Genomic DNA, 19,961 nt, shown 5'->3' with positions numbered 1-19,961 from the left:
GGGGTCGCTTCGGCACGGCAGCGTCATGGACACTGCGGCCGAAGGTCTCGCTGGCCGGCCCGTACGGGACGGGCGGCCTCCGGGCGCCGGCCGAGGCGAGCTCGGCAGTATGTCGACGGTCCGGCGAAGAGCTACTCCCCTTCTGCTCACCCCAGGGTACGTGAACCCCGGCGCTTCCTCTCGTTCCTCCCGCCGCCCGCGCCCCGCCGGTGCAGCCGCCCCCGCGCCACCAGCTCCAGCACCACCGCGACCGCCACCACCTGCACCGCCAGCAGCGCGACCAGCACGAACAGCTGCACCGCCCCCGCCAGCAGCGGCGACGCCCCGCCCAGCAGCATGCCCACGAAGGCCCCGGGCAGCGTGACGAGGCCCACGGTGCGCGTCTGGTCCAGCCCCGGCAGCAGCGCGTCGGACGCGGCCGGGCGGGCGATCTCCAGCCGGGCGTCGCGGTCGAGCAGGCCGAGCGCCAGGCCCGCCTCCACCTCGCCGTGGCGCGTGTGCAGCTCGTCCAGGGCGCGCCGGCCGGCCAGGACCGTCGCAGTCAGCCCGCCGCCGATGAGGATGCCCGCGACGGGGACGAGGGCGACGCCCTTGAGCGGCACGAGCCCGGTGAGCACCAGCACGCCGAGGACCGGCAGCACGCCCGCGCCGATGGGCAGGGCCGCCCACCGCCAGGTGCTGTTGCCGGTGATGCGGCGCCCCGCGGTCCGTACGGCCACGGCGTACATCAGGGCGACGAAGCACAGCAGCAGCGGCAGCGCCCGCACCACCCAGCCGATCAGCGCCGAGACGGCGGCGAGTTGGACGGCGGCGCGCACCCCCGCGAGCGCGACGGCGCGCGCATAGCCGTGGCCCTGCCCGTCGGCGAGGCGGGCGAGGGAGGCGATCGTCACGGCGGCGGCGAGCAGGAGGGCGAGCACCACGGCGAGGGTGGTGTTGACGGGCAGCAGCGCTGCGGCGGCGAGCACGCGGCCCACCCTAGGCGGGCCGAACGCCCGGTTACCGGGGGTCGCATGGCGACGCGTCAGAAACATGCGGGGTCACTGCGCCGATCGGGGCCAACGTCACGTGAATTGACTCTTGCCTTGTCATGGCCGCGTCGTCACCCTGTTACCTGGCGACCACCCCCCGGATACCGGACGCCGCCATCCTGGCCGTTCTCCACGGCCGAAGACCCCCCACTCCACAGGGAGTTCCCATGCTCGGAATGCGCACCTCCGCCGCGCGCGGTCTCTACGCGCGTCGCACCGCCGTGGCGAGCGGCATCGCCGCCCTCGCCGGCTCGCTCGTCCTGGGCGGCGGCACGGCGCACGCCGCCCCGCCCACCCCGCCGGACGCCGCGACGGTCCGCGGCTACCTCGCGGAGCTGCAGGTCAGCCCCGAGGGCTCGATGGACGGCTACAGCCGCGCGAAGTTCCCGCACTGGGCCACCCAGTCCGGGGAGTGCAACACCCGCGAGGTCGTCCTCAAGCGCGACGGCGAGAACGTGCAGCAGGACGCCAAGTGCGCCGCCGTCTCCGGCACCTGGGTCTCCCCCTACGACGGCGCCACCTGGCACGACGCCCAGGACATCGACATCGACCACATAGTGCCGCTCGCCCAGGCGTGGCGCTCGGGCGCCAACACCTGGACGACCGAGCAGCGGAAAGCTTTCGCCAACGACCTCACGCGGCCGCAGCTGATCGCCGTGACGGACCGCGTCAACCAGGCGAAGGGCGACAAGGACCCGGCGCAGTGGATGCCGCCGCTGAAGTCCTACGCGTGCACGTACACGGAGATGTGGGTCACGGTGAAGCACTACTACAAGCTGACCGTCGACTCCGCGGAGAAGAACAAGCTGGAGGCGGTCCTGAAGGGCTGCTGACGCGGAAGCGGGACAGAACGCGCGGGGCGGGCCGGACGCACATCCGGCCCGCCCCGCCGCATTCCCGGATTGCGGGCGTGTGACAAAAGCCGGTCATCCGGTCCTTGAACTTGCAAGTATCGATAAGGGGTACCTAACCTGAGGGCCTCATCGTTCCTGTCCCCGATACGAGGAGCCCCCTGCCATGCCCCCCGCGCCCACCGCCTCCCCCTCGGCCCCCGCGAGAACCGGCGGCGGCACCGCGGCCCCGGCCCTCACCGAGCGTCTGGACGCGGCCCGCCCGTACGTGCTCTCCGCCTTCCGGGTCGTGATCGGCCTGCTCTTCACCTGCCACGGCGCCGCCTCCCTCTTCGGCGTCCTCGGCGGCGCGGCCGGCACCCACGGCGGCACCATCCCGGCCGGCACCTGGCCGGGCTGGTACGCGGCCGCCATCCAGCTCGTCGCCGGCGTGCTCGTGCTGCTCGGCGCCGGCACCCGCAGCGCGGCCCTGATCGCGTCCGGCTCCATGGCGTACGCGTACTTCGACGTGCACCAGAGCATGGCGCTGTGGCCGATCCAGAACGGCGGCGAGGCGTCCGCGATGTTCTGCTGGGGCTTCCTGCTGCTCGTTTTCACCGGCCCGGGCGCCCTGTCCCTGGACCGGCTCTTCTCCCGCCGCGGGTGATCTGCGCCATTTACCCCACCCCCGCTCACGCGTCACACGCGCCCCAGGCGTACGCTGTGCGGTTGTGAAGGCCGCCCCTGCCGCTCCCCTGCGACGTCGCGGCGGGGGACCGTACCGGGAGATCAGGACGTGCTGGAGCAGTTGGGGGCGTTGGCCGACACCCCATGGATCTACGTGATCGTCAGCATTTCCGTACTCCTCGACGTCTTCCTCCCCGTCCTCCCCAGCGGGGTCCTGGTGATCACCGCCGCGACCACCGCCGCGGGCACCGCGGCCGACGCGGTCGGCGACGCCGCCCGCGGCCACGCCGGCTTCCCGCAGATGCTCGCGCTGGTCATGTGCGCCGCGACCGCGTCCGTGCTCGGCGACATGGTCGCCTACCGGCTCGCCTGGCGCGGCGGCGACCGCTTCGACCGGGCCATCGCCCGGTCCCGGCGGCTGACCGCCGCCCAGGCGAAGCTCGGCACGGCACTGCTGCGCGGCGGCGGCCCCCTCGTGGTCGTCGCCCGCTTCGCGCCCGCCGGGCGGTCGGTGGTCAGCCTCGGCGCCGGTGTGATGCACCGCCGGGCGGCCGAGTTCCTGCCCTGGTCCGCCCTGGCCGGCCTGACCTGGGCCGCGTACAGCGTGAGCCTCGGCTACTTCGGCGGCCAGTGGCTCGGCGCCGGCTGGACCGGCACGGCCGTCTCCTTCTTCGCCCTCTTCGCGGCGGGCATGGCCGCGGCGTACGTCGTGAAGCGGCCGCGGTAGCGGGCTGCCGGGAACCCGGCGGGATCCGCCGCCGGCGCACCACCACGAACCGCACGTCCCCGTAGGACCCCCTACTGCAACGACCGTACGTCCGGTCGGTGGCCGGCGGACCCTCTCGTGCCGCACCCGCACCGGTCTTGGTACGGACCAATATGCCGACCGGCTACACCGCCGCGCGAGCGGCCTCCGCGCGCAGCACCCGGGCGCAGTGCCGCGCGTACCTCCGCTGGAACGCCGGCACCAAGGGCCCCGCGGCGCGGGTGAACCAGCGCGCCGGCCGGCTGAAGGCCGTCACGGCCAGGCGGACGTCCCCCGCCCCGTCGAGGGTGACGACGAAGGACTCCTCGCCGCACTCGGGATGCCCCGGCAGCGTGCCGTAGGCGAAGCCCGCGCGCCGCTCCTCCCGTACGGTCCAGACGACCGCGCACGTCCCGGAGGCGCGCAGCGGGCCGAGGCCGAGGGAGACGTCCACGGTGACCCCCGGGGCGGCCGGGAGCGTGCCGGCGGGGACGCGGACGCCGGCGGCGCGGTGCATGCGCCAGGAGAGGACCGCGTCGGCCGCGGCCTCGAAGACGGGCCGGCCACGGCCGACGTAGCCGGCCTCGTGGAGGTGGTGGTAGCCGGCGGGCAGCGGGCGGCGCTCGGTGGCGCCGGCCTCGGGATAGGTGAGGCCAGGGGGCACGTGAGTCATCGGTTCCAGTATGCGTGCGGCGCCGGGAGCACCGCGGAGGGGCCGGAGACGGGCGGCGGCCCGGCTCCGCGAGGGAACCGGGCCGCCGGGGGAACGAGCCGGCTCAGCGAGCCGTGGCGAACGCCCCCTTGTCGTCCTTGGCGAAGGCGGAGAGGCCGTTGGCCCAGAGCTGGTTGACCCGGCTGCGCTCGGCGGAGTTCGGGTACGTGTTCTGGCAGGACGGGCCGGGGCCGCCGCCGGACATCAGCTCGCTGCACGGACCCGAGTAGTGGTCCGGCAGGCCGAGGACGTGCCCGGTCTCGTGCGCGGTGACGCGGGTGGAGTTGTACTGCTGGTTCTGCTGGTAGTCGAGGAAGATGTAGCCGCGCCCGTGGCCGTCGGTGCTGGCGTAGGAGCCGCGGGAGTCGTTGCCCTCGTAGTAGCTGAAGTCGGCGTTGCTGCCCGCACGCAGCTGGACGTTGCGCACGGAGCTGTTCCAGATCTGTGCGCTGGCGGCTATCTGGGAGGCGAAGCTGGGCGCTCTGCTGGCGTCGTAGGTGACCGTCACGGACCGGAGGCCGGGCGACTTCGCGGTCTTGGCCTGCGCCGACTTCATCACGGCGTCGAAGAACGCCTTGTTGTTGGCCTGCTCGGCCGCCGAGCCGGCGTACGACGCCTGCGTCACCGGCTGCGGACCGGTGACCGCCGGGGCGGCGGACGCGGGGACCGCCGTCATGGCCGCCGCGAGCCCGAGGCCGATCGCCGCCGACAGCACCATCGTGGAGCGTTTCATGTGGGGGACTCCATTCGTGCCGAGGACCTCCGGGCGGGTGGTGGGTACACCGGCCGGGTGTCCATCGGGTGAACTGCTGGTCCCGCAGAGTGTGTGACGAGTTATCAGCGATACGGATGATGCCAACTGGCCATAACACCAGGCAATCACCTACCCTGCCCCGCCCTGTGCCTGGTGTGACGTGCGGGGCGCAGTTATGCTCCCCCCGTGGAGCTCGAGGTCAGGCACCTCCGCGCGCTTTGCGCCATTGCGGATGCGGGAAGCGTGCGGAAGGCCGCGCTCCAGCTCGGCATGACCCAGCCCTCGCTCACCACCCAGCTCCGCCGCATCGAAGGCGCCGTCGGGGGCCTGCTGTTCACCCGCGGGCAGACCGGCAGCCGCCCCACGCCGCTGGGCCACTCGGTGCTCTCCCGGGCGCGGCCCATCATCGCCGAGATGAGCGCGCTGATGGCGGCGGCCCGCGACGCGGCAGCCGGCGCGGGCGGGGCCCGGCTGCGGGTCGGCAGCCTCGGGGGCCGCGTGGTCACGGGCTGGCTGCGGCGCCTCCGCGCCCGGCTGCCCGAGACGGAGATCACCATCCATGTCGAGGTCTCCGCAGGGACGTTGCTGCAGCTGCTGGCGACCAACCAGCTCGACGCCGCCTTCGTCCACGAGACCGACGGCTTCCCATTGCCCATGCCCCCAGGCGTCGAACAGCGGGTCCTGATGAGCCGGGAGCCGCGGTTCGTCGCCCTGTCCGCCGCGCATCCGGCGGCCGCCCACCCCGTGGTGGGCCTCGCCGAACTCGCCGACGACGCCTGGATCGTGGACCCGGCCGCCGACCACGAGTGGTCCGCCCTGCAGCGGGCCTTCACCACGGCCGGCATCGACCCGCGCCTGGTGCACGTGCGCGACACCGCCACGGCCGCGGACCTCGTCGCCTCGGGCGAGGCGGTCCGCGCCTGCCAGCCCACCGCGGAGGCGGCCCCCGGAACGGTGCACCGCCCCCTCTACGGCGACCCCCTGACCGCCGAACTCTCCCTGGCCACCCGCCCGGGAGCGCTCTCCGCTCCGGAACTCGACGCCCTCTTCGGCGACTTGGCGGACGCCTACCGCACCCTGGCCCGGGCCAACCCGGCGTACCGGTCGTGGCTGCACAGGAACGGCGGACTGCCCGCCTTGCCGTAACCGGACCTTCCGGGCCTATCGTGGAATACAGGAGAAAGGCAGACAGCCGCTCATCGCCCGAAGGGGGTGGCTGCCGTGGCAGGACGCAGCCGCGCAGAGGTCGAGTCGGAGATCAAGGAGACGCTGGGCCTCGTCCCGCACTTCTTCGCCGGCATCCCCGACGACCTGCTCGACTACGAATGGGAGATCTTCAAGAAGCTGGAACTCGGCGAAACGCTCATACCGAACAAGTACAAGGAGCTCATGGGCATCGCCCTGCACTCCGAGACCAAGTGCCGCTACTGCACGCTCTTCCACACCGAGGCCGCCCGGCTCTTCGGCGCCACGGAGGAGGAGATCCAGGAAGCGGTCCACTACGCCAAGCACAGCCTCGGCTGGAGCGCCTACCTCAACGGCATGCAGGAGGACTACGACGCCTTCGCCCAGGAACTCGGCCGGATCAAGGAATACCTCGCCGCGAAGGACTGACCGGTGCAGCTCGAATGGGCCCGGCCGGGCGTCCTGCGGATGACGGCGCACGCCTACGAACTCGCGGCCTTGATCGCTGCGGCCCGGTACGTGGCCGAAGCGGCTCCCCGGGAGCTCCCCGAGGAGGCGCTGGAACAGCTGAAAGCCGTCCTGGACGGCTACGACGCCCAGGCGTCGCGCCTGCACGGAGACGCCGGGGGTGAGAGTGGGCACAGACGGATTTGAACCGCCGACATCTGCTTTGTAAGTTCGCCCCAGGCCCTTACGGAGCGGGGGTTCCTCACACCACGCTCATGTGCGTAGTGCGTGGGAATCGCTCGGCGGTCACCGTCGTGCACAACCGTTGCCGTCATGAAGTGCCGTCACCCGTACACCCTCCGTACGCTCGCCGCGCCTCTGCGCAACTAAGATCTCTCCGTGCAGGAGATGGCGCTCTTCGACTTGGACAACACCCTGATCAGCCGACAGGACGCCCTTGCGGGCTGGCTGCGCCAGTTCCGGGATCGGCACGGGCTGGATGATGCTTCTGAGCTGAAACTGCACGAGGCTCTGAGTGCGCGCGCGTACCCGGAGGACTTTGAGTGGATCCGTCAGCAGCTGGGGCTGACCGAGCCAGCGGCCCAGCTGTGGCAGGCGTACGTTGCAGGTATCGCGGAACGGGTGAGTCCTGAGCATGGCGTCATGGAGGGCCTTGCCCAGATGCGCGCCGCAGACTGGGCACTCGTGGTGGTCACCAACGGAGCGGCGGACATTCAGCGCGCCAAGCTGGAGCAGACTGGGCTGCTCGGGGCCTTTGACGCCCTCTGCATCTCCGGTGAAGTCGGAGTGCGGAAGCCATCCAGGGAGATATTCGAGGAAGCTAGCCGACGATGCGGTCTACCCCTGGCCGGCTGGATGGTGGGCGACAACCCCACCACCGATATCGGTGGTGGGAGGGCTGCTGGGCTACGAACGGTATGGGTATCCGGCGGTCGGCAATGGCCGACGGGGGCTCGCAGCCCAGACAGGGTCGCCGAGGACGCATCCGAGGCCATCGCGCATCTGCTGGCCTCGGATGCCGAGTGCGGGACCTAGTCCAGGACGCGGTGAAGACGAGTTAGGGTCTCAGAGAGGCCCATGGGCAGGTCTTTGACATCCTCCCAGCGTTCCATGACGGCTGCTGCGGCTTCGACCAATTCCGTCGGCAGACACGTCTCACCGAGGGCGCTTTCCGCTTCACGCATCTCCGGTGCCCAGCGCCAAGCACGCGCGGCCACCTTGGGGAAGTAGTCAATCTCCGCGAGGTAGCTGGCCGTCCTCCCCCGAGCGATGTCCAGTAGGTCTTCCTCCACGCCCCAATCGTGGGCTAGGGCATAAGAAACGGCAGCGAGTACGCGGCTCGTCTTCTGGAACGTGCTGTACGACAGTTTGAGCGCGGATGCCTTGCCGATATCGCCCGCCAGTACATAGGCGTGTACGGCGGTTCCTTCGAAGAGCTGGGCCACCGCCTGGACTGCAGCATCAGCACCGGACAGATAGAAGCGTGTGGTCTTGGCAGTCGACGGTGGGGAGCCGACGATGGAGCCGTCAACCAGCTGTGCGTTGGTCCGCCTCAAAATGGCGCTGATCATTGCCATGGTTGCAGGGGAGACCGCATTGGCGTCCACGTAGATGCCTGAGAACGCCTCTGCAGCCACCGAGGCGGCCACTTCCTCAGCGTTGGCCGGCGGGCATAGCGACAGGATGACGTCGGAGCGTTGCACGAGCTCGCTCAGGCTGGAGGCTGGGGTGAAACCTGCGTTGGCGGCCCTAGCTTTGGTCGCGGCACTCCGTCCTGCGGGAGACCACAGAACCTCCGCTCCCCCGGCTTTGGCCTGAGCGGCTACCGCGACCCCCATGCTGCCGGGATGCAGGATGCCCAGGGTTGTCACGTGACCAGCCTCCGAATGTCGCGTGCGGTTTCCTCTGTCTTACCGGCAACAGCCTTATCGATGACACCAGCCGCCTGGTCCGGGCTGAGTCGGTGGGTCTCGATCACCACCGACCACGGGTCGTCGGGGTAGTCCAAGAGATCTTGCTGCGTCTCGTGCCAAACCTGCAGACGGGTATCTACATCCTTGTCCCCGCGGTCGCGGCAGCGAGCCAGCGTGGTTTCGACTGGGCACCAGAGGAGTACCTTCACCCAGTGAAGCGGGTAGGCCGCTACCGCCCGCGCTCCGGTCATTTGCCCCATGTGTAGGACTGGCGTCCGGCCAGCGTCCACGAGGGCAGAGAGGCCGCCTCGGTCGATGGCGTACTCAGCCTGGTAGCGGGTGTTGCGGTAGAGGATCTCCCCTGCCCGGTCCATCTCTTCGATGTGGTCGATGGACGTGAGCCGGTAGCCGGCCGTACGGCCCGGCCCTGCTTTCAGGCGCTCGAAGAGCGCATATTCGGGGCGATGGTGGCTCAGCTGGGCGGTGACCGTGTCCTTCCCCGCTCCGGGAGGCCCGTACAGAATGACACCTGCAGGCATCACAGCCCACCCCCGCTTAGCACGTCACGGGCTTGATCGGCCATGGCGATGGCTGCACCCAAGCGGTTATCCACTACAAAGTGGGGGCCCTGAGGGCGCATCTCCAGGTCAATCGTGGCCAGGTACTCCTCCCACGCCTCGATCTTCCAACTGTCGCGAGCTGCGCCCCGGAATTCGATGTACTCCCGCATGGAATCCGGGTCGCATTCCACCCATATGCTTGCGACGGAAACCCTCTTCGCCTTGCAGCGGTTGTAGAACCGTTGCATCCAGGAGGATTGCGAGAATTCGAGAGTAAAGGGCGCGTCCAGAATCGTGGAGATTCCGCAATCCACGTTATCCCATGCGGCCTCCATGAGGCAACGATATTCCAGCGGCCGGATTTGCTCCCTGTAGAGTTCCGAGCTTCTATCGTTTGCTTCGCCTCCAAGGGCAACCAAGAGCCGGTCGACCAGCGGTCGCGTAAGCGAGTCTTTGTCTAGGATCGGCCAACCCGTGAGACTGCCAAGGAATTTCGCGAATTCCGACTTCCCGGATCCGGCGTAGCCTCCCACAAGCACGACTGCAGGGGTTTGATCGGTGCTCCACTCGGAGTGCGAGCGCCACGCCCCGAGGAGGCGACTGCGTAGGTCGTCGCCGCTGACATCGTCTGTACCCTCGCGGATGCTGCCCAACGCCGCGCGAACCGCTTCCGATTGATCGGGGTGTCGCTGGTCGGGCAGGGCGGGAGCTGCTTTCACCTCAGAGTCCTCACTGGGGAGGGCTCGACGGAAGCCGAGTTCGGCCTCATTTCGCCCGTAGAGGAGGCAATAAGCCCTACGGTAGTGAGGGCCGGGGTAGATGCTGTTCTCGTGCCCCCATACCGTTTGGAAGTTGGCCGCAATATTGAAGCCGTGCCGCTCGGCGATTTCGCGCAGCTTCTCCCCGGTCTCCTCTAGTGTGAGGCCATGCTTTTCTCGCTGCTCGCGTAATAGAGCAGGATTCCAATCGGCGCGCTGTCGAGCCATCCTTCCCCTCCTAGATGCCTGGTCCGGTCGGGAGTGTAGCGATCGTACGACGTGCATGAAAAGCAGTGATAGAGGATGTGTAAGCGGACGTATAAAAACGTCCAGAGCATGTCAGGTAAGAGGGCGTGATACCCGTTTCTGGGGCCCTGCGGTGAACTTGCTGTACGTCCGATCACGGAGGTGCTCAATGCGACACAGCAGGATCCGGCTGGCCGCCGACGCAGGGTGCTCGGTCCGGCCGCCGGGCGTCATCTACCCAACTCCGTCACTTGCGCCCGCAGCTCTGCGACTTCGCGCCGGAGTTCAGAAACCTCATGCCGCAGCTCGTCAACTGCGGCTTGGGGGTCGGTCTTCCGGGCGCGGTCCGCAGCACCTGCACTCAGGAAAGCGCCCTTGCCCTGGTGGCTAACCACGAGCCCCTCGGCCTTCAGGACGCCGATGGCGCCTCGCGCCACGGTGATCGTGATCTCAAACTCGGCCTGCAACTCCGCGAGGGATGGCAGCTGACCCCCGCCGCTGTCGAACTCGCCGGCAGCGATGCGACGTCGCAGCGCATCGGCTACCTGCTGATACGCGGGCGTACCGGTCCATTCGACCATCAGCTCCATGCCTCCATCTCGATCTCTGTCTCATAGTGCCTAAGCGGCAGAGGGAGAACCACCCCACGTTGCGCCTTGTTCCACCAAGGGGTTGACGCACTCTGCCTCACAGTGCACTCTGAGGCAGAGCCAGTGAAGCGGTCGCTCACAAAGGTCCGTCGAACAGCTTGTGCTCACAGCGCCCGGAAGCACGGCCCGGACACAGCGCTGCCAAGAACTCAACAGAGTGCCGACCCAGCCACATGCACACGTGTGGTCGATGGGTGCGGGTCACCACCCCGACCGCCCATGTCGGGCCGGGTGACCTGCCCGGATCCGCCCATTGGGCGGTGACTGGCATGAGTGATCGCAATGCCTCGGAACCGTCGCGGGCCCTGACGCCCGTGCTGAGCACCAGTGCTCACGATCCCCGACACCCCCGCTGTGGTGTCGGGAGGTCGTGGCCGCTCGTGCTGACGAGTAGCCACTCAAACAACGGCGCGGTCCCGGTGTGACAGCACCGGGACCGCCGAGGGCCGTTCCTGCTGAAGGGAGCACGACCCCGTGAACCCCATCTTTCCGGATCCCGCCCGTGTGGCGGGAGCCTTACCGCCGTCGGATCGGGAGCCGACCGACGCCGACCTGCAGGCCATCGAACGGGAGATGCCGCTGATCGAGGCGGAAATCGCCCTGCTCGACGTCGAGATTGCCCTGCTCGACCGTCCCCTGTCGGGCGTGGACGTGAAGCGTCTACGCCGGGCCGAGCGGCGGGTGCTGGACGAGATCCTCCGGTGGCTGACGAGCCGCGCTGCCGCGGGATCGGAGGCGGCCTGATGGATGCCTTCGACGTGCTGGCGGCTGGTGTGACGGCGGGCCCGCTGGTGGCTGGGTGGTCGGTGCACACGCTGTGGATGCGCCGGCGTCTGGCCCGGGCGCGGATGGACGCGCTGACCGGCTTGCCGGCCCGTGAGCTGTTCACGCACTTCGCCCGCCGTGACCTGCGCCGCCTGGAGCGCGTGGCCATGCTGGTGGTGGACCTGGACGGCTTCAAAGCTGTCAATGACCGCCACGGCCACGCGGCCGGGGACGCGGTGCTGGTCGCGGTCGCGGGGCGGCTGCGACGGTGGGCTGCAGACTTGGACGGCACCGCCGCCCGGTTGGGCGGGGACGAATTCGCCGCCACCGCCTTCACCGAGTCGGCCGCGTACCTGCCGCGCCACCTGCGCGCCCTGGAAGCCTCCTTGAGTCAACCGGTGCCCTTCCGGGAGACGACGCTTCCCGTGGGGGCGTCGATCGGCGCGTACACCCACACCTGCTTGCCGCGGATCGATCTCAGTACCGCTCTGCGCAGGGCGGATGAGGCGATGTACGCGGCCAAGCGGGAGGGCGGCGGGTGGCGGATCGCCGACGGGCCGATCCCGGAGATGACGACCACCAACGGCCGGCGCACCGGCCGCCCCGGCACGACTCCTCTTCCCGGAGGTGCGCGATGACCGCCCTGCGGCACCGGCTCTACCGCCGACTTCACCCGCTCCGCTACCGGGCGGGGCTGCTGGCGGAGCAGCGGCACCAGTTCCTTGAGCTCGACCCGCACCTGATCCGCGACGACTTCACCCGCCCGGCCGTCGTGGACGACGCCGCGCTCGCCGCCGTTGAGGCCCTGGCCGGTCCCCTTGCCATGGGGAAGGGGGAGTCATGAGCACGCTGTCTTTGGGCGACCTCCGGGCGCCGCTGGTCGTTCTGCGGCTGTTCGGTGCGGACTTCGCCCACCTGCCGGCACCGTGTGTGTCGGTGTCCACGATCTACCCGGACCTGCTGGAGCTGTCCTTCCACGATGACCTCGCCGGGTTCGAGGCGTGGCGCGAAGCCCTCGGAATGGCTGCCGAGACGGTGAGCTACCACGAGCAGTCCGCTGGCTCCACGCGCGTCCTGCGGGTGGAGAGCGACTACGCGGGCGCCCGGGTAGAGCTGGTCGGCTACGCCGAGATCGCCGCCCCCGCCACGGCGTGTTCACGGCAGGGGGTGGCGCCGTGAACGGTGTTCAGGTGCGTTCAGCGGAGCGTGCGCTGTCGGTGGGCATGTGGTTGATCGTCGGTGGGTCCATGCTCTACTCGGTCCTGACCGTGACGCCGCTGATGGCCGCGCATACCCCCAGGGCGTGGGTGTGGACGGCGCCGATCCTGCCGCTGGTGGTGGATGCCGCGGTGGTGATTGTGGTCCGTCTGGACTCGGTCCTAGCGCGGCTTGGTGGGCGCGGTGGCGGCTGGCCGGTCGCGCTGCGGTGGATGACGGGCGCCATGACGCTTGCTCTGAACGTCGGCGACTCTGCCTTGCACCATGACGCGGTCGGTGTGGCTGTTCACGGGGTGGCGCCGCTCCTGCTCATCGTGACCGCGGAGACCGGTCTGGCCTACCGGCGTGCCATTGCTGCTGCTGTGGCGGCTCTGAAGGCCGAGGAACGTGCCGAGCGTGAGGCGCGTGAGCAGGCGGCCGTCGATTGGGAGGAGGATGCTGCGCGCCGGGCGCGGGAGGCGCGTGAACATGAGGCCCGTCTTGCTCGTGAACAGCGTGAACATGAGGCCCGGCTTGCCCGGGAGGAAGCTGAACGGCAGGAGCGGGTACGGCGCGAGGACCAAGAGCGCGCTGAGGCCCGGGAGCGGCTGGAGCGGGCCGAGGCTGAACGCCGTGAACGCGAGCGTGAACAGCAGCAGCGGGAGCGTGAACAGCGTGAACGCCAGGCCGTCGAGGCCCGCGAACGCGACGCCCGTCGGCTTGCTGAGCAAGAACGCCGTGAACGCCAGGAACGCGCCGAGCGCGCCGAGCGTGAACGGGCCGCCCTACTCGCCGCAGGCCCGGCCACCAAGAAGCTCCCGGAGGACCGCGCTCGCGCGACTGTCCGTGCGGCGTTCGACGCCGGCCTGTCCGTACGGGCCGCGGCTGAGCTGACCGGCTGGTCGACGGGCTGGGTCACCTCCCGCTACCAGGACCTGCGCGATGCCCCCACCCCGACGCCCAAGGTTCTCCAAGGAGCCGTCTCGTGAAGCTCTCGCCCCACACGATGCCGGTGGAGCCGGCCGATCTGCTCATCCGCCTGCACAACCTCGTCGGGGCCGCGGTCGACGTCACCGGCGGCCGCGGTTATGGCGAGCCCACGCGCTGGATCTGCCACGGCTGCGGCGTCGTCTCCGACATGCCGAAGGAGGACCTCCTCCTCTTCACCCGCAGGAAGGCCAACGGCCACGCTAGCGAGTGCCGGGCCGCCTACCACCGCCTCGGCTGATGTCCGCCGCCTTCGGCGACTGCTACGACCCGACCGGGGCCAGGCACGGGATACCCACGTACCCCTGGCGTCTGGCCCCGGACGGGCTGGCCACTCGCCGACAGCTCCGTGCCCGCGGCCTGCGTCCGGGCGGGCAGCCCATCGCCGCACAGGTGATGTTCAGCTCCCGTCACCGCAAGAGCGGGGCGCAGATCGCCTACCTCTACCGCATCGACCTTGCCCGGCCCGTACGCCCGATGACCCCGGGCCGGGCCGCAGCACTGGCAGCGGCGATGCTCGCCCGCCGCACCTGCCCCACCTGCTGTCAGGACGCTGGCTACTGCATCCCCGCCTCGCTCGGGGAGTGCGTGACCTGCGCCTATCCCGAAGAACAGCGCGCCGCCTGAACGCCACTTCTCTGAAGGAGAGACCGTGTCCAGCTCGACCGCACCCATGCTCACCGGTACGCAGGCTACGACCGCGTACCACTTCATCGTCACCATTCAGACCCCCCGCGGGCTGATGAACACCCGTAGCGGTGTCATCCACGTTCAGAGCGGCGCGACCCGCGCCGAGTGCCTGGACCACATCATGAAGCCGCTGTTCGCCGAGTTCGGCGAACCGATCGTGATCCTCTTCTTCGCTCTGGAGCCCAACACCCTCGCCACGGAGATGGGCCAGTGATGGCCCGGCGCATACGCGTGGCCATCGCCCTGGGGATGGGCGCAGCTGCGGCTGCGGTGATCTGGGAGCGGATCCGCCCGTACGGGCTGCCCTGGGACCTGACGGCCGTCTGCGTCCTGCCGGTGGCCGGGACCATCGCGTCCACCATGCTGCACCTCGCTGAGGTCTTGAGCGTCACCACGCACCGGTGCACGGCGCCGGGCTGCACCTTCCGGATTCGCACGACCGGGGTGGATGCGGCGGAGCAACGGCGCTGGCAGGAGGCCGCGGCCGCGCACCCCGAACACCGGCTCCCGCGGTCCCTGTGATCGCTCTTCGCACCACCTCGGAACCGCCGCCGGAGCCTGTTCCGGTGTGCAGCACACGCCGGGTGGGGTCTCGGTGCTGCATCCGCACATCGCTGGGAGCGGGCGTGACCTGCGCCTGCTCCGTCCCGGCTACCGCGTGAGCTGGAGGACATCCATGAGGATCACCACAGACCGGATCGGCTGGTCCGGTCGCCGCACCGTCAGGCACGTCGAGACCGTCGCCGAGCAGGCCAAGCGCCTAGTTGAGCGCGAGATGCGCGCCTGTGTCCGTGAGCCGCTGACCGTCGCCGTCACCGACACCCACGGCGTATGGGCCCTGGCCGAGCGTGCTGAGCGCGAGAGCGTGGGCCTGCCCAGCACCCTGGGGCGGGTGCTGGCCGGTTACCTGCACAGGCCGGCCAAGCCGCTGTTCGGCCGCCTGTCAGTGAGCCGCGATGGGCTGCTGTTGCTGGTCAACGCCGAAGCGCACAGGGGCGGTCTGGGGGAGGTGAACGTGACGTTGGTGCACGAGCTGGTGCACGCCGTTCAGCTCTCCGCCCCCGGCTCCCGCGCCGCGCGGCTTGCGCAGATCCGCAGCAACTACGGCGTCGAGCGGTTCAGCCGACGCGAGGCCAGGGCCGCCAACCGCGCGATTGCGCGCGATGAGGAACAGGCCCGCGCCCTCGAACGTCTCGCCGCCCGCCTCGCCTGACCTGCACAGCCTTCGCTCAGCCGGGCCCGGACGGTCGGCCGTCCAAAGCGCCGTCCGGGCCCCTGACTCCCACTTCAAGGAGCAGTTCCATCGTGACGGAGATAGACGTCTCCGGCCCTCCTGTTGAGGCGCCGGAGGAGAAGACGGCGGAAGTCGTCGACATCACCACCAAGCGTCTCGCCCCGCCCACACCTGCGCCGGCCGAGGAGCCGGCGCCTGCCGGGCCGGTCGAGCCGGACGACGAGAGCGAGGAGGAGACGCGGCGGCCGCGGCCGGTGGACCCGCCGGACCTGCCCTCACCGGGGATCACCACGTTCAAGCGCAAGCCGATCCTGCCGGGCTGGCTGCTGTCCAAGCGGGACTTCGCCTCCACCCTTCAGCGGGCCTCAGGCAACGCGCTGTACGCAACCGCCTTCCACGGCATCCGCACCCCCTGGTACGTGCTGCAATTCGGCATCCACGCCCCCCGCGGCGCGGCCCGCATGGTGCGGGAGACGAACCGCTGGGTCTGGGATGCCGAGGCCGCCCCGCTGCGCGCCTACGAGGTCTTCCACGAGAACACCGGCGAGTACCTGAAACTCACCCGTCAACGCGACCGGCGAGTACGGCTACGGGTCCTGGTGACCATCGTCGGCATCGTCTTCGGTGCCGCGTTCGCCTTGACCCTGTACGTCTTGGCCCCGGCCTGGCTGGCCGTGTTCGCCTCGGCCGCGGTGCTGGTGTGCGGCTTCCGGGGGACTCCGGCGGATCAACCGGTGATCGGGCCTGCGGTGGTGAAGAGTGAACTGCAGAAGCTCACGGGTCCGATCGTGCTGCGCGCGTTGGACAACATCGGTAACGCCAAGCTGTCGGCCGCCATCAAGAAGGGCGGCGACATGAACGGGCTGTCCTTCACTTCCGAGATCACCCGCGACGGGCCCGGCTACCGCGCCGATCTGGATCTGCCCTGGGGTGTGACCCCGGAGGACATCATGGAGTCCCGCAAGGCCCTGGCCTCCGGGCTGCGGCGCAAGGTCGGCTGCGTGTGGCCGGCCCCCGACCCGGAAGAGCACGAAGGGCGCCTGATCCTGTGGGTGGGCGACCGGCCCATGAACGAGACGAAGAAGCCGGCGTGGCCGCTGCTGAAGTCCGGGCAGGTGGACCTGTTCAAGCCGGTCGTCTTCGGCAACGACCAGCGCATGCGGGACGTGGCCGTGACGCTGATGTTCGCCTCCGTGGTCGTCGGCTCCATCCCGCGCATGGGCAAGACGTTCCTGATGCGTCTGTTCCTGCTCATCGCCGCCCTCGACCCGCGCGCCGAGCTGTATGCGTTCGACTTCAAGGGAACCGGCGACTTCGGCGCCCTGGAGCCGGTTTGCCACCGCTACCGTGCAGGTGATGAGGATGAGGATGTCCTCTACGTCCTGGAGTCCCTGCGGGAGCTGCGCAAGGAGCTGCGCCGCCGGGCGAAGGTCATCAAGTCCCTGCCCCGCTCGCGCTGCCCGGAGTCGAAGGTCACTCCTGAGTTGGCGAACGACAAGTCGCTGCGGCTGCACCCGATCGTTGCTGGGTTCGATGAATGTCAGGTCCCCTTCGAGCACGAGAAGTACGGCGCGGAGCTGGAGGAGATCTGTGTCGACATCACCAAGCGCGGTCCCGCACTGGGCATCGTGGGCATGTTCGGTACCCAGCGCCCGGACGCCAAGTCGCTGCCGTCCGGCATCTCCGCCAACGCGGTGCTGCGCTTCTGCCTGAAGGTCATGGGCCATCAGGCCAATGACATGGTGCTGGGCACCGGCATGCACAAGGCCGGGTACCGGGCGACGATGTTCTCCCGCACCGACCGCGGGATCTGCTGGATGGCCGGCGAAGGCGACGACCCGCGCATCGTCGCTTCCGCGTTCGTGGATGCCGTCGGCGCGGAGACGGTCGTGGCCCGGGCGCGGAAGATGCGCGAGGAGTACGGCAACGTCACCGGCCACGCCATCGGCCAGCAACCCGCCGGCGCCGAGGCTGCCTTCGACCTCCTCGCGGACATCCTCCAGGTCGTCGCAGCCGACGAAGACAAGATCTGGAACGAGAAGATCGCCGCCCGCCTCGCCACCCTCCGCCCCGAGATCTACGGCGGCTGGAAAGCCGAGACCGTCACCACCAACCTGCGCCCCCACGGGATCAGCGCCCAGGACGTCTGGGGCACCACCGAGCAGGGCAAGGGCACCACCCGCCGCGGTATCGCCCGCGCAGACATCAGCAACGCAATCACTAAGCGTGACGGAAAGCGGTCCCGGGGCTGACCCCGCAGCGGTGCTAGGTCTAGCGGCCACCGCTACTAGACCTAGCACCCCCGCTAGCATCCCAAAGTCGTTCTGATCAGCAACCTCGCACCTAGCATCCCACCTGCGAGAACGGCGGAATCCCCGCCCGGAAGGCACTCCATGACTCTCATCCTCCTCGCTAGTGCCTGCCTGACCATCGTCACTCTCGGTTATGTATCCCTGTGTGCGGGCAGCCCGTTCGGCAACTGCCGCAAGTGCCGTGGCTTCGGCTACCAGCTCACCACCGATCGCAAGGGCAGGCCCAAACGCGGCAAGCACTGCCGCCGCTGCGACGGACACGGCAAACGCATCCGTCTGGGCCGCCGCCTGTGGAACGTGTGGTCCCGCATCTACCGCCAAGGCTCCGACACCCCCACCGCCCGCCGCACCCTCCCGAAGGGATGACCCGATGGCCGTGACCGTCTCGCTCGTGTTCTTGACCGGCCTGGTCCTGTTCTTCCTGCTCCGCTCGAAGTCCCTCGGCTACGGCTCCGCGTTCGTGGCCGCCATGTTCGGCTTCTACCTCGCTTCCACCGGCGCCGCCGGGCCCGTCAACCAGCTGACCGCCGCCGTCGTCAACGCCCTGGGCAACCTCTGACCCGAGGAGAGGTCTCCATGCCCGCATCCAACGCCACTCCGCCGCCCGGCGCCATCAGCCTCATGGCCGCAGGCAACCTCCGCGACGCCCTGGCCGCCCACGCCTGCGGCGACGTGCCCACGGCCATCAGCGCGCTGATGAGCATCGACGCCGAATCCTGGCAGGCCATCGAGAACCGCCTCGCCCACCTCGGCGCAACCGCCGCCGATCTCCTCCACACCATGAGGGAGCTACGCCCGTGAACCCCGACCTCCTGGCCGCTGGCGTCCTCCTCGGCCCCGGCCTGATCCTCGGCCCGATCTGCCTGTTCGGACACCGCCAGTCCCGCCGCCACGACGAAGCCGCCGCGGCCGCCATCGCCGCCTTCCGCCCCACTCCGCCCACGCCCGCCCCGGTCCCTCCGTCCCCGGGCGAACCCCACCCCCATCCGCATCAGGAGCTCGCCCCGGTCATCCAGCTCCACACCCACCGGCCCGACCGAGGCCGCGCCGCCTGAAGGGAGACCGATGCCCCGACTTCGCATCCGCCGCACCACCTGGCCCCACCCGGCGCTGATCCTCACTGAGACCCCCAACCCCCACTGCCCCGGCTGCGACGGGGACGGCGGTTTCGCCCGCGACTACGGCGACCCCGAGACCGGCGAGTACGCGGGCACCGACTGGGAGCCCTGCGACTGCTGGGTCGAGAACCGCTCGTGGACCGTGCTGCCCCTGCCGCGCCTGCACCGGCCCCGCTTCCTCTCGCGCCGCCACGCCGTCCGCGACCCGTGGGGCCCCGCCGGCTACAGCGACGAACCGCCGTTCTGACCGCACCTGATCACGAGGAGTCCGCATGTCCCCCATCGCGCGGTGCCTGATCTGTCGCACGCTGATCTGCTGGATCGACTGCCCCTATGGCGGATGGTGGAGGCACGATCAGCACCCGGATGACGGGCACGACGCCCTGCCCATCCCCACCTCGGACACCCCGCTGGGGAGGGTCACGGCCAGGGTTGATGCCCTGCTGTCGGCCGAGACCGACCACGAGCGCGCGAGCTACCTCTACACGGTGCTGCTGTCCCTGGCGGCCGTGGAGTTCGAGCTCACCGACGGCGCCGTCCTGGCGCCCCGGACCACCGACTGACCCCACCCTGAGGAGATCAGCATGTCGTTCGGAGAAACCCCGATCACCATCATCGGCAACCTCACCGCTGACCCGGAACTGAAGTTCACCGACGCCGGCGCCCCGCTCGCGAAGTTCACCGTCGCCTCCACCCCGCGCACCTTCGACCGCGAAACGAACCAGTGGAAGGACGGCAAGTCCACCTTCTTCCGCTGCGCCGCCTGGCGCTCCCTGGCCGAACACGTCGCTGAGTCCCTGACCAAGGGCTCACGGGTGGTGCTGTCCGGCCGGATCCGCCAGCACGACTGGCAGACCCCCGAGGGCGAGAACCGCTCGATGCTCGCCGTCGAAGTCGACGACATCGGCGCGTCCCTGCGCTTCACCACCGTCGCCATCAACAGCAAGACCGCCACCAAACCGGCCGTGCCCTCGGACGACCCGTGGTCGACGGATCCGCAGGCCGGTGAGAAGCCCCCGTTCTAACTGATCGTTTCAGAATGCCGCCCGGAGCCGTCGGAGGCAGATGATGCTGCAGGCGAGTTCGAGCAGGCCCTGATGGAGGTCAGCGCGTCGCTCG

At 69.7% G+C, this 19,961-nt stretch carries 32 protein-coding genes; 25 read left to right on the top strand and 7 right to left on the bottom strand.

From position 1 onward, the window contains the following. Positions 1–146 precede the first annotated feature (146 nt). Positions 147–968, bottom strand: coding sequence for an ABC transporter permease (locus tag ACFZCD_RS14235; RefSeq protein ID WP_391830453.1), 822 nt, complete (start codon positions 966–968; stop codon positions 147–149). A 239-nt stretch (positions 969–1,207) separates the two neighbouring features. On the opposite strand from ACFZCD_RS14235, the gene ACFZCD_RS14230 reads away from it, so the two are divergent. The 3 genes from ACFZCD_RS14230 (at position 1,208) to ACFZCD_RS14220 (ending at position 3,275) form a co-directional block, all read left to right on the top strand. After that, on the top strand, positions 1,208–1,864 hold the full coding sequence (locus ACFZCD_RS14230; protein WP_391831284.1) for an HNH endonuclease family protein: 657 nt from the start codon (positions 1,208–1,210) through the stop codon (positions 1,862–1,864). Positions 1,865–2,048: 184 nt separating this feature from the next. Next, entirely contained in the window at positions 2,049–2,528 is a 480-nt protein-coding gene (locus ACFZCD_RS14225; RefSeq protein ID WP_391830451.1) for a DoxX family protein, read from the top strand. 129 nt (positions 2,529–2,657) lie between these two features. Further along, on the top strand, positions 2,658–3,275 hold the full coding sequence (locus ACFZCD_RS14220; RefSeq protein WP_391830449.1) for a DedA family protein: 618 nt from the start codon (positions 2,658–2,660) through the stop codon (positions 3,273–3,275). 163 nt (positions 3,276–3,438) lie between these two features. Here the strand turns inward: ACFZCD_RS14220 and ACFZCD_RS14215 are convergent, their stop codons facing one another. Continuing rightward, complete coding sequence (locus ACFZCD_RS14215; RefSeq protein WP_391830447.1) at positions 3,439–3,966, bottom strand: DUF1990 family protein; 528 nt, start codon at positions 3,964–3,966, stop codon at positions 3,439–3,441. Positions 3,967–4,069: 103 nt separating this feature from the next. Further along, positions 4,070–4,738: a snapalysin gene (gene snpA / locus ACFZCD_RS14210; RefSeq protein WP_391830445.1), complete on the bottom strand. Its 669-nt coding sequence runs from the start codon at positions 4,736–4,738 to the stop codon at positions 4,070–4,072. A 207-nt stretch (positions 4,739–4,945) separates the two neighbouring features. Here snpA and ACFZCD_RS14205 point away from each other — a divergent pair, with 207 nt between their 5' ends. From ACFZCD_RS14205 to ACFZCD_RS14190, 4 genes are all read left to right on the top strand, one after another. Next, entirely contained in the window at positions 4,946–5,905 is a 960-nt protein-coding gene (locus ACFZCD_RS14205) for a LysR family transcriptional regulator (protein ID WP_391830443.1), read from the top strand. A gap of 75 nt (positions 5,906–5,980) precedes the next feature. After that, positions 5,981–6,373: a carboxymuconolactone decarboxylase family protein gene (locus ACFZCD_RS14200; protein ID WP_391830441.1), complete on the top strand. Its 393-nt coding sequence runs from the start codon at positions 5,981–5,983 to the stop codon at positions 6,371–6,373. Positions 6,374–6,376: 3 nt separating this feature from the next. Next, on the top strand, positions 6,377–6,598 hold the full coding sequence (locus ACFZCD_RS14195) for a hypothetical protein (protein ID WP_391830439.1): 222 nt from the start codon (positions 6,377–6,379) through the stop codon (positions 6,596–6,598). Between the two features lie 201 nt (positions 6,599–6,799). Beyond that, a complete protein-coding gene (locus tag ACFZCD_RS14190) occupies positions 6,800–7,447 on the top strand; it encodes an HAD family hydrolase (protein ID WP_391831283.1) in 648 nt (215 codons plus the stop codon). Here the strand turns inward: ACFZCD_RS14190 and ACFZCD_RS14185 are convergent. The 4 genes from ACFZCD_RS14185 to ACFZCD_RS14170 form a co-directional block, all read right to left on the bottom strand. Continuing rightward, a complete protein-coding gene (locus tag ACFZCD_RS14185) occupies positions 7,444–8,283 on the bottom strand; it encodes a DUF1932 domain-containing protein (protein WP_391830437.1) in 840 nt (279 codons plus the stop codon). The two genes, ACFZCD_RS14190 and ACFZCD_RS14185, sit on opposite strands and share 4 nt — an antisense overlap. Beyond that, complete coding sequence (locus ACFZCD_RS14180) at positions 8,280–8,864, bottom strand: guanylate kinase (RefSeq protein WP_391830436.1); 585 nt, start codon at positions 8,862–8,864, stop codon at positions 8,280–8,282. The genes ACFZCD_RS14185 and ACFZCD_RS14180 overlap by 4 nt, the downstream gene beginning before the upstream one ends. Continuing rightward, positions 8,864–9,871 (bottom strand): AAA family ATPase, encoded by a 1,008-nt coding sequence (locus ACFZCD_RS14175; RefSeq protein ID WP_391830434.1) that lies wholly within the window; start codon positions 9,869–9,871, stop codon positions 8,864–8,866. Before ACFZCD_RS14175 ends, ACFZCD_RS14180 begins: the two co-directional genes overlap by 1 nt. A gap of 248 nt (positions 9,872–10,119) precedes the next feature. Continuing rightward, positions 10,120–10,479, bottom strand: a complete 360-nt coding sequence (locus ACFZCD_RS14170) for a GntR family transcriptional regulator (protein WP_391830432.1) — start codon at positions 10,477–10,479, stop codon at positions 10,120–10,122. Between the two features lie 534 nt (positions 10,480–11,013). Here ACFZCD_RS14170 and ACFZCD_RS14165 point away from each other — a divergent pair. The 18 genes from ACFZCD_RS14165 to ssb all read left to right on the top strand — a co-directional run bounded on the left by ACFZCD_RS14165 (position 11,014) and on the right by ssb (position 19,867). Then, entirely contained in the window at positions 11,014–11,283 is a 270-nt protein-coding gene (locus tag ACFZCD_RS14165; RefSeq protein ID WP_391830430.1) for a DUF6284 family protein, read from the top strand. Continuing rightward, positions 11,283–11,942, top strand: a complete 660-nt coding sequence (locus tag ACFZCD_RS14160; RefSeq protein WP_391830428.1) for a GGDEF domain-containing protein — start codon at positions 11,283–11,285, stop codon at positions 11,940–11,942. The genes ACFZCD_RS14165 and ACFZCD_RS14160 overlap by 1 nt, the downstream gene beginning before the upstream one ends. Continuing rightward, positions 11,939–12,148, top strand: coding sequence for a hypothetical protein (locus ACFZCD_RS14155; RefSeq protein WP_391830427.1), 210 nt, complete (start codon positions 11,939–11,941; stop codon positions 12,146–12,148). The genes ACFZCD_RS14160 and ACFZCD_RS14155 overlap by 4 nt, the downstream gene beginning before the upstream one ends. Beyond that, positions 12,145–12,483, top strand: a complete 339-nt coding sequence (locus ACFZCD_RS14150) for a hypothetical protein (protein WP_391830425.1) — start codon at positions 12,145–12,147, stop codon at positions 12,481–12,483. Before ACFZCD_RS14155 ends, ACFZCD_RS14150 begins: the two co-directional genes overlap by 4 nt. Continuing rightward, positions 12,480–13,490: a DUF2637 domain-containing protein gene (locus tag ACFZCD_RS14145; RefSeq protein ID WP_391830423.1), complete on the top strand. Its 1,011-nt coding sequence runs from the start codon at positions 12,480–12,482 to the stop codon at positions 13,488–13,490. The genes ACFZCD_RS14150 and ACFZCD_RS14145 overlap by 4 nt, the downstream gene beginning before the upstream one ends. Beyond that, positions 13,487–13,729, top strand: coding sequence for a hypothetical protein (locus tag ACFZCD_RS14140; RefSeq protein WP_391830421.1), 243 nt, complete (start codon positions 13,487–13,489; stop codon positions 13,727–13,729). The genes ACFZCD_RS14145 and ACFZCD_RS14140 overlap by 4 nt, the downstream gene beginning before the upstream one ends. Beyond that, positions 13,729–14,115, top strand: coding sequence for an RRQRL motif-containing zinc-binding protein (locus tag ACFZCD_RS14135; protein ID WP_391830419.1), 387 nt, complete (start codon positions 13,729–13,731; stop codon positions 14,113–14,115). Before ACFZCD_RS14140 ends, ACFZCD_RS14135 begins: the two co-directional genes overlap by 1 nt. Positions 14,116–14,140: 25 nt before the next feature. Beyond that, positions 14,141–14,392, top strand: coding sequence for a hypothetical protein (locus ACFZCD_RS14130; RefSeq protein ID WP_391830417.1), 252 nt, complete (start codon positions 14,141–14,143; stop codon positions 14,390–14,392). After that, positions 14,392–14,700: a hypothetical protein gene (locus tag ACFZCD_RS14125; RefSeq protein ID WP_391830416.1), complete on the top strand. Its 309-nt coding sequence runs from the start codon at positions 14,392–14,394 to the stop codon at positions 14,698–14,700. Before ACFZCD_RS14130 ends, ACFZCD_RS14125 begins: the two co-directional genes overlap by 1 nt. A 154-nt stretch (positions 14,701–14,854) precedes the next feature. Then, a complete protein-coding gene (locus tag ACFZCD_RS14120; protein ID WP_391830415.1) occupies positions 14,855–15,391 on the top strand; it encodes a hypothetical protein in 537 nt (178 codons plus the stop codon). 92 nt (positions 15,392–15,483) lie between these two features. After that, entirely contained in the window at positions 15,484–17,664 is a 2,181-nt protein-coding gene (locus ACFZCD_RS14115) for a cell division protein FtsK (protein WP_391830414.1), read from the top strand. A 141-nt stretch (positions 17,665–17,805) separates the two neighbouring features. Continuing rightward, positions 17,806–18,090, top strand: coding sequence for a hypothetical protein (locus tag ACFZCD_RS14110; RefSeq protein WP_391830412.1), 285 nt, complete (start codon positions 17,806–17,808; stop codon positions 18,088–18,090). A gap of 4 nt (positions 18,091–18,094) precedes the next feature. Further along, on the top strand, positions 18,095–18,283 hold the full coding sequence (locus ACFZCD_RS14105; RefSeq protein WP_391830410.1) for a hypothetical protein: 189 nt from the start codon (positions 18,095–18,097) through the stop codon (positions 18,281–18,283). A gap of 17 nt (positions 18,284–18,300) precedes the next feature. Continuing rightward, a complete protein-coding gene (locus tag ACFZCD_RS14100; RefSeq protein WP_391830408.1) occupies positions 18,301–18,525 on the top strand; it encodes a hypothetical protein in 225 nt (74 codons plus the stop codon). Then, positions 18,522–18,779: a hypothetical protein gene (locus ACFZCD_RS14095; protein ID WP_391830406.1), complete on the top strand. Its 258-nt coding sequence runs from the start codon at positions 18,522–18,524 to the stop codon at positions 18,777–18,779. The genes ACFZCD_RS14100 and ACFZCD_RS14095 overlap by 4 nt, the downstream gene beginning before the upstream one ends. Before the next feature lie 10 nt (positions 18,780–18,789). Further along, a complete protein-coding gene (locus tag ACFZCD_RS14090) occupies positions 18,790–19,089 on the top strand; it encodes a hypothetical protein (RefSeq protein ID WP_391830404.1) in 300 nt (99 codons plus the stop codon). Positions 19,090–19,114: 25 nt separating this feature from the next. After that, entirely contained in the window at positions 19,115–19,405 is a 291-nt protein-coding gene (locus ACFZCD_RS14085) for a hypothetical protein (RefSeq protein WP_391830402.1), read from the top strand. A 21-nt stretch (positions 19,406–19,426) separates the two neighbouring features. Continuing rightward, the gene (gene ssb, locus ACFZCD_RS14080) at positions 19,427–19,867 is read left to right on the top strand and encodes a single-stranded DNA-binding protein (protein ID WP_391830400.1); all 441 of its coding nucleotides are present in this window, start codon (positions 19,427–19,429) and stop codon (positions 19,865–19,867) included. The last annotated feature ends 94 nt before the right edge of the window (positions 19,868–19,961 follow it).

Origin of the sequence: Streptomyces sp. NPDC008001, assembly GCF_042958085.1 — a bacterium.
Taxonomy (GTDB): domain Bacteria; phylum Actinomycetota; class Actinomycetes; order Streptomycetales; family Streptomycetaceae; genus Streptomyces.
The sequence above is the reverse complement of the archived record's forward strand: the minus strand, read 5'-3'. Positions and strand labels throughout refer to the sequence as shown.

What these genes read in the sequence shown, in the direction of transcription:
- ACFZCD_RS14105 (WP_391830410.1), top strand. Translation starts at nt 18,095, where the DNA reads ATGGCCGTGACCGTCTCGCTCGTGTTCTTGACCGGCCTGGTCCTGTTC.
- ACFZCD_RS14190 (WP_391831283.1), top strand. Translation starts at nt 6,800, where the DNA reads ATGGCGCTCTTCGACTTGGACAACACCCTGATCAGCCGACAGGACGCC.
- ACFZCD_RS14085 (WP_391830402.1), top strand. Translation starts at nt 19,115, where the DNA reads ATGTCCCCCATCGCGCGGTGCCTGATCTGTCGCACGCTGATCTGCTGG.
- ACFZCD_RS14120 (WP_391830415.1), top strand. Translation starts at nt 14,855, where the DNA reads ATGAGGATCACCACAGACCGGATCGGCTGGTCCGGTCGCCGCACCGTC.
- ACFZCD_RS14180 (WP_391830436.1), bottom strand. Translation starts at nt 8,864, where the DNA reads ATGCCTGCAGGTGTCATTCTGTACGGGCCTCCCGGAGCGGGGAAGGAC.
- ACFZCD_RS14125 (WP_391830416.1), top strand. Translation starts at nt 14,392, where the DNA reads ATGGCCCGGCGCATACGCGTGGCCATCGCCCTGGGGATGGGCGCAGCT.
- ssb (WP_391830400.1), top strand. Translation starts at nt 19,427, where the DNA reads ATGTCGTTCGGAGAAACCCCGATCACCATCATCGGCAACCTCACCGCT.
- ACFZCD_RS14230 (WP_391831284.1), top strand. Translation starts at nt 1,208, where the DNA reads ATGCGCACCTCCGCCGCGCGCGGTCTCTACGCGCGTCGCACCGCCGTG.
- ACFZCD_RS14135 (WP_391830419.1), top strand. Translation starts at nt 13,729, where the DNA reads ATGTCCGCCGCCTTCGGCGACTGCTACGACCCGACCGGGGCCAGGCAC.
- ACFZCD_RS14175 (WP_391830434.1), bottom strand. Translation starts at nt 9,871, where the DNA reads ATGGCTCGACAGCGCGCCGATTGGAATCCTGCTCTATTACGCGAGCAG.
- ACFZCD_RS14150 (WP_391830425.1), top strand. Translation starts at nt 12,145, where the DNA reads ATGAGCACGCTGTCTTTGGGCGACCTCCGGGCGCCGCTGGTCGTTCTG.
- ACFZCD_RS14110 (WP_391830412.1), top strand. Translation starts at nt 17,806, where the DNA reads ATGACTCTCATCCTCCTCGCTAGTGCCTGCCTGACCATCGTCACTCTC.
- ACFZCD_RS14155 (WP_391830427.1), top strand. Translation starts at nt 11,939, where the DNA reads ATGACCGCCCTGCGGCACCGGCTCTACCGCCGACTTCACCCGCTCCGC.
- ACFZCD_RS14170 (WP_391830432.1), bottom strand. Translation starts at nt 10,479, where the DNA reads ATGGAGCTGATGGTCGAATGGACCGGTACGCCCGCGTATCAGCAGGTA.
- ACFZCD_RS14100 (WP_391830408.1), top strand. Translation starts at nt 18,301, where the DNA reads ATGCCCGCATCCAACGCCACTCCGCCGCCCGGCGCCATCAGCCTCATG.
- snpA (WP_391830445.1), bottom strand. Translation starts at nt 4,738, where the DNA reads ATGAAACGCTCCACGATGGTGCTGTCGGCGGCGATCGGCCTCGGGCTC.
- ACFZCD_RS14160 (WP_391830428.1), top strand. Translation starts at nt 11,283, where the DNA reads ATGGATGCCTTCGACGTGCTGGCGGCTGGTGTGACGGCGGGCCCGCTG.
- ACFZCD_RS14090 (WP_391830404.1), top strand. Translation starts at nt 18,790, where the DNA reads ATGCCCCGACTTCGCATCCGCCGCACCACCTGGCCCCACCCGGCGCTG.
- ACFZCD_RS14215 (WP_391830447.1), bottom strand. Translation starts at nt 3,966, where the DNA reads ATGACTCACGTGCCCCCTGGCCTCACCTATCCCGAGGCCGGCGCCACC.
- ACFZCD_RS14225 (WP_391830451.1), top strand. Translation starts at nt 2,049, where the DNA reads ATGCCCCCCGCGCCCACCGCCTCCCCCTCGGCCCCCGCGAGAACCGGC.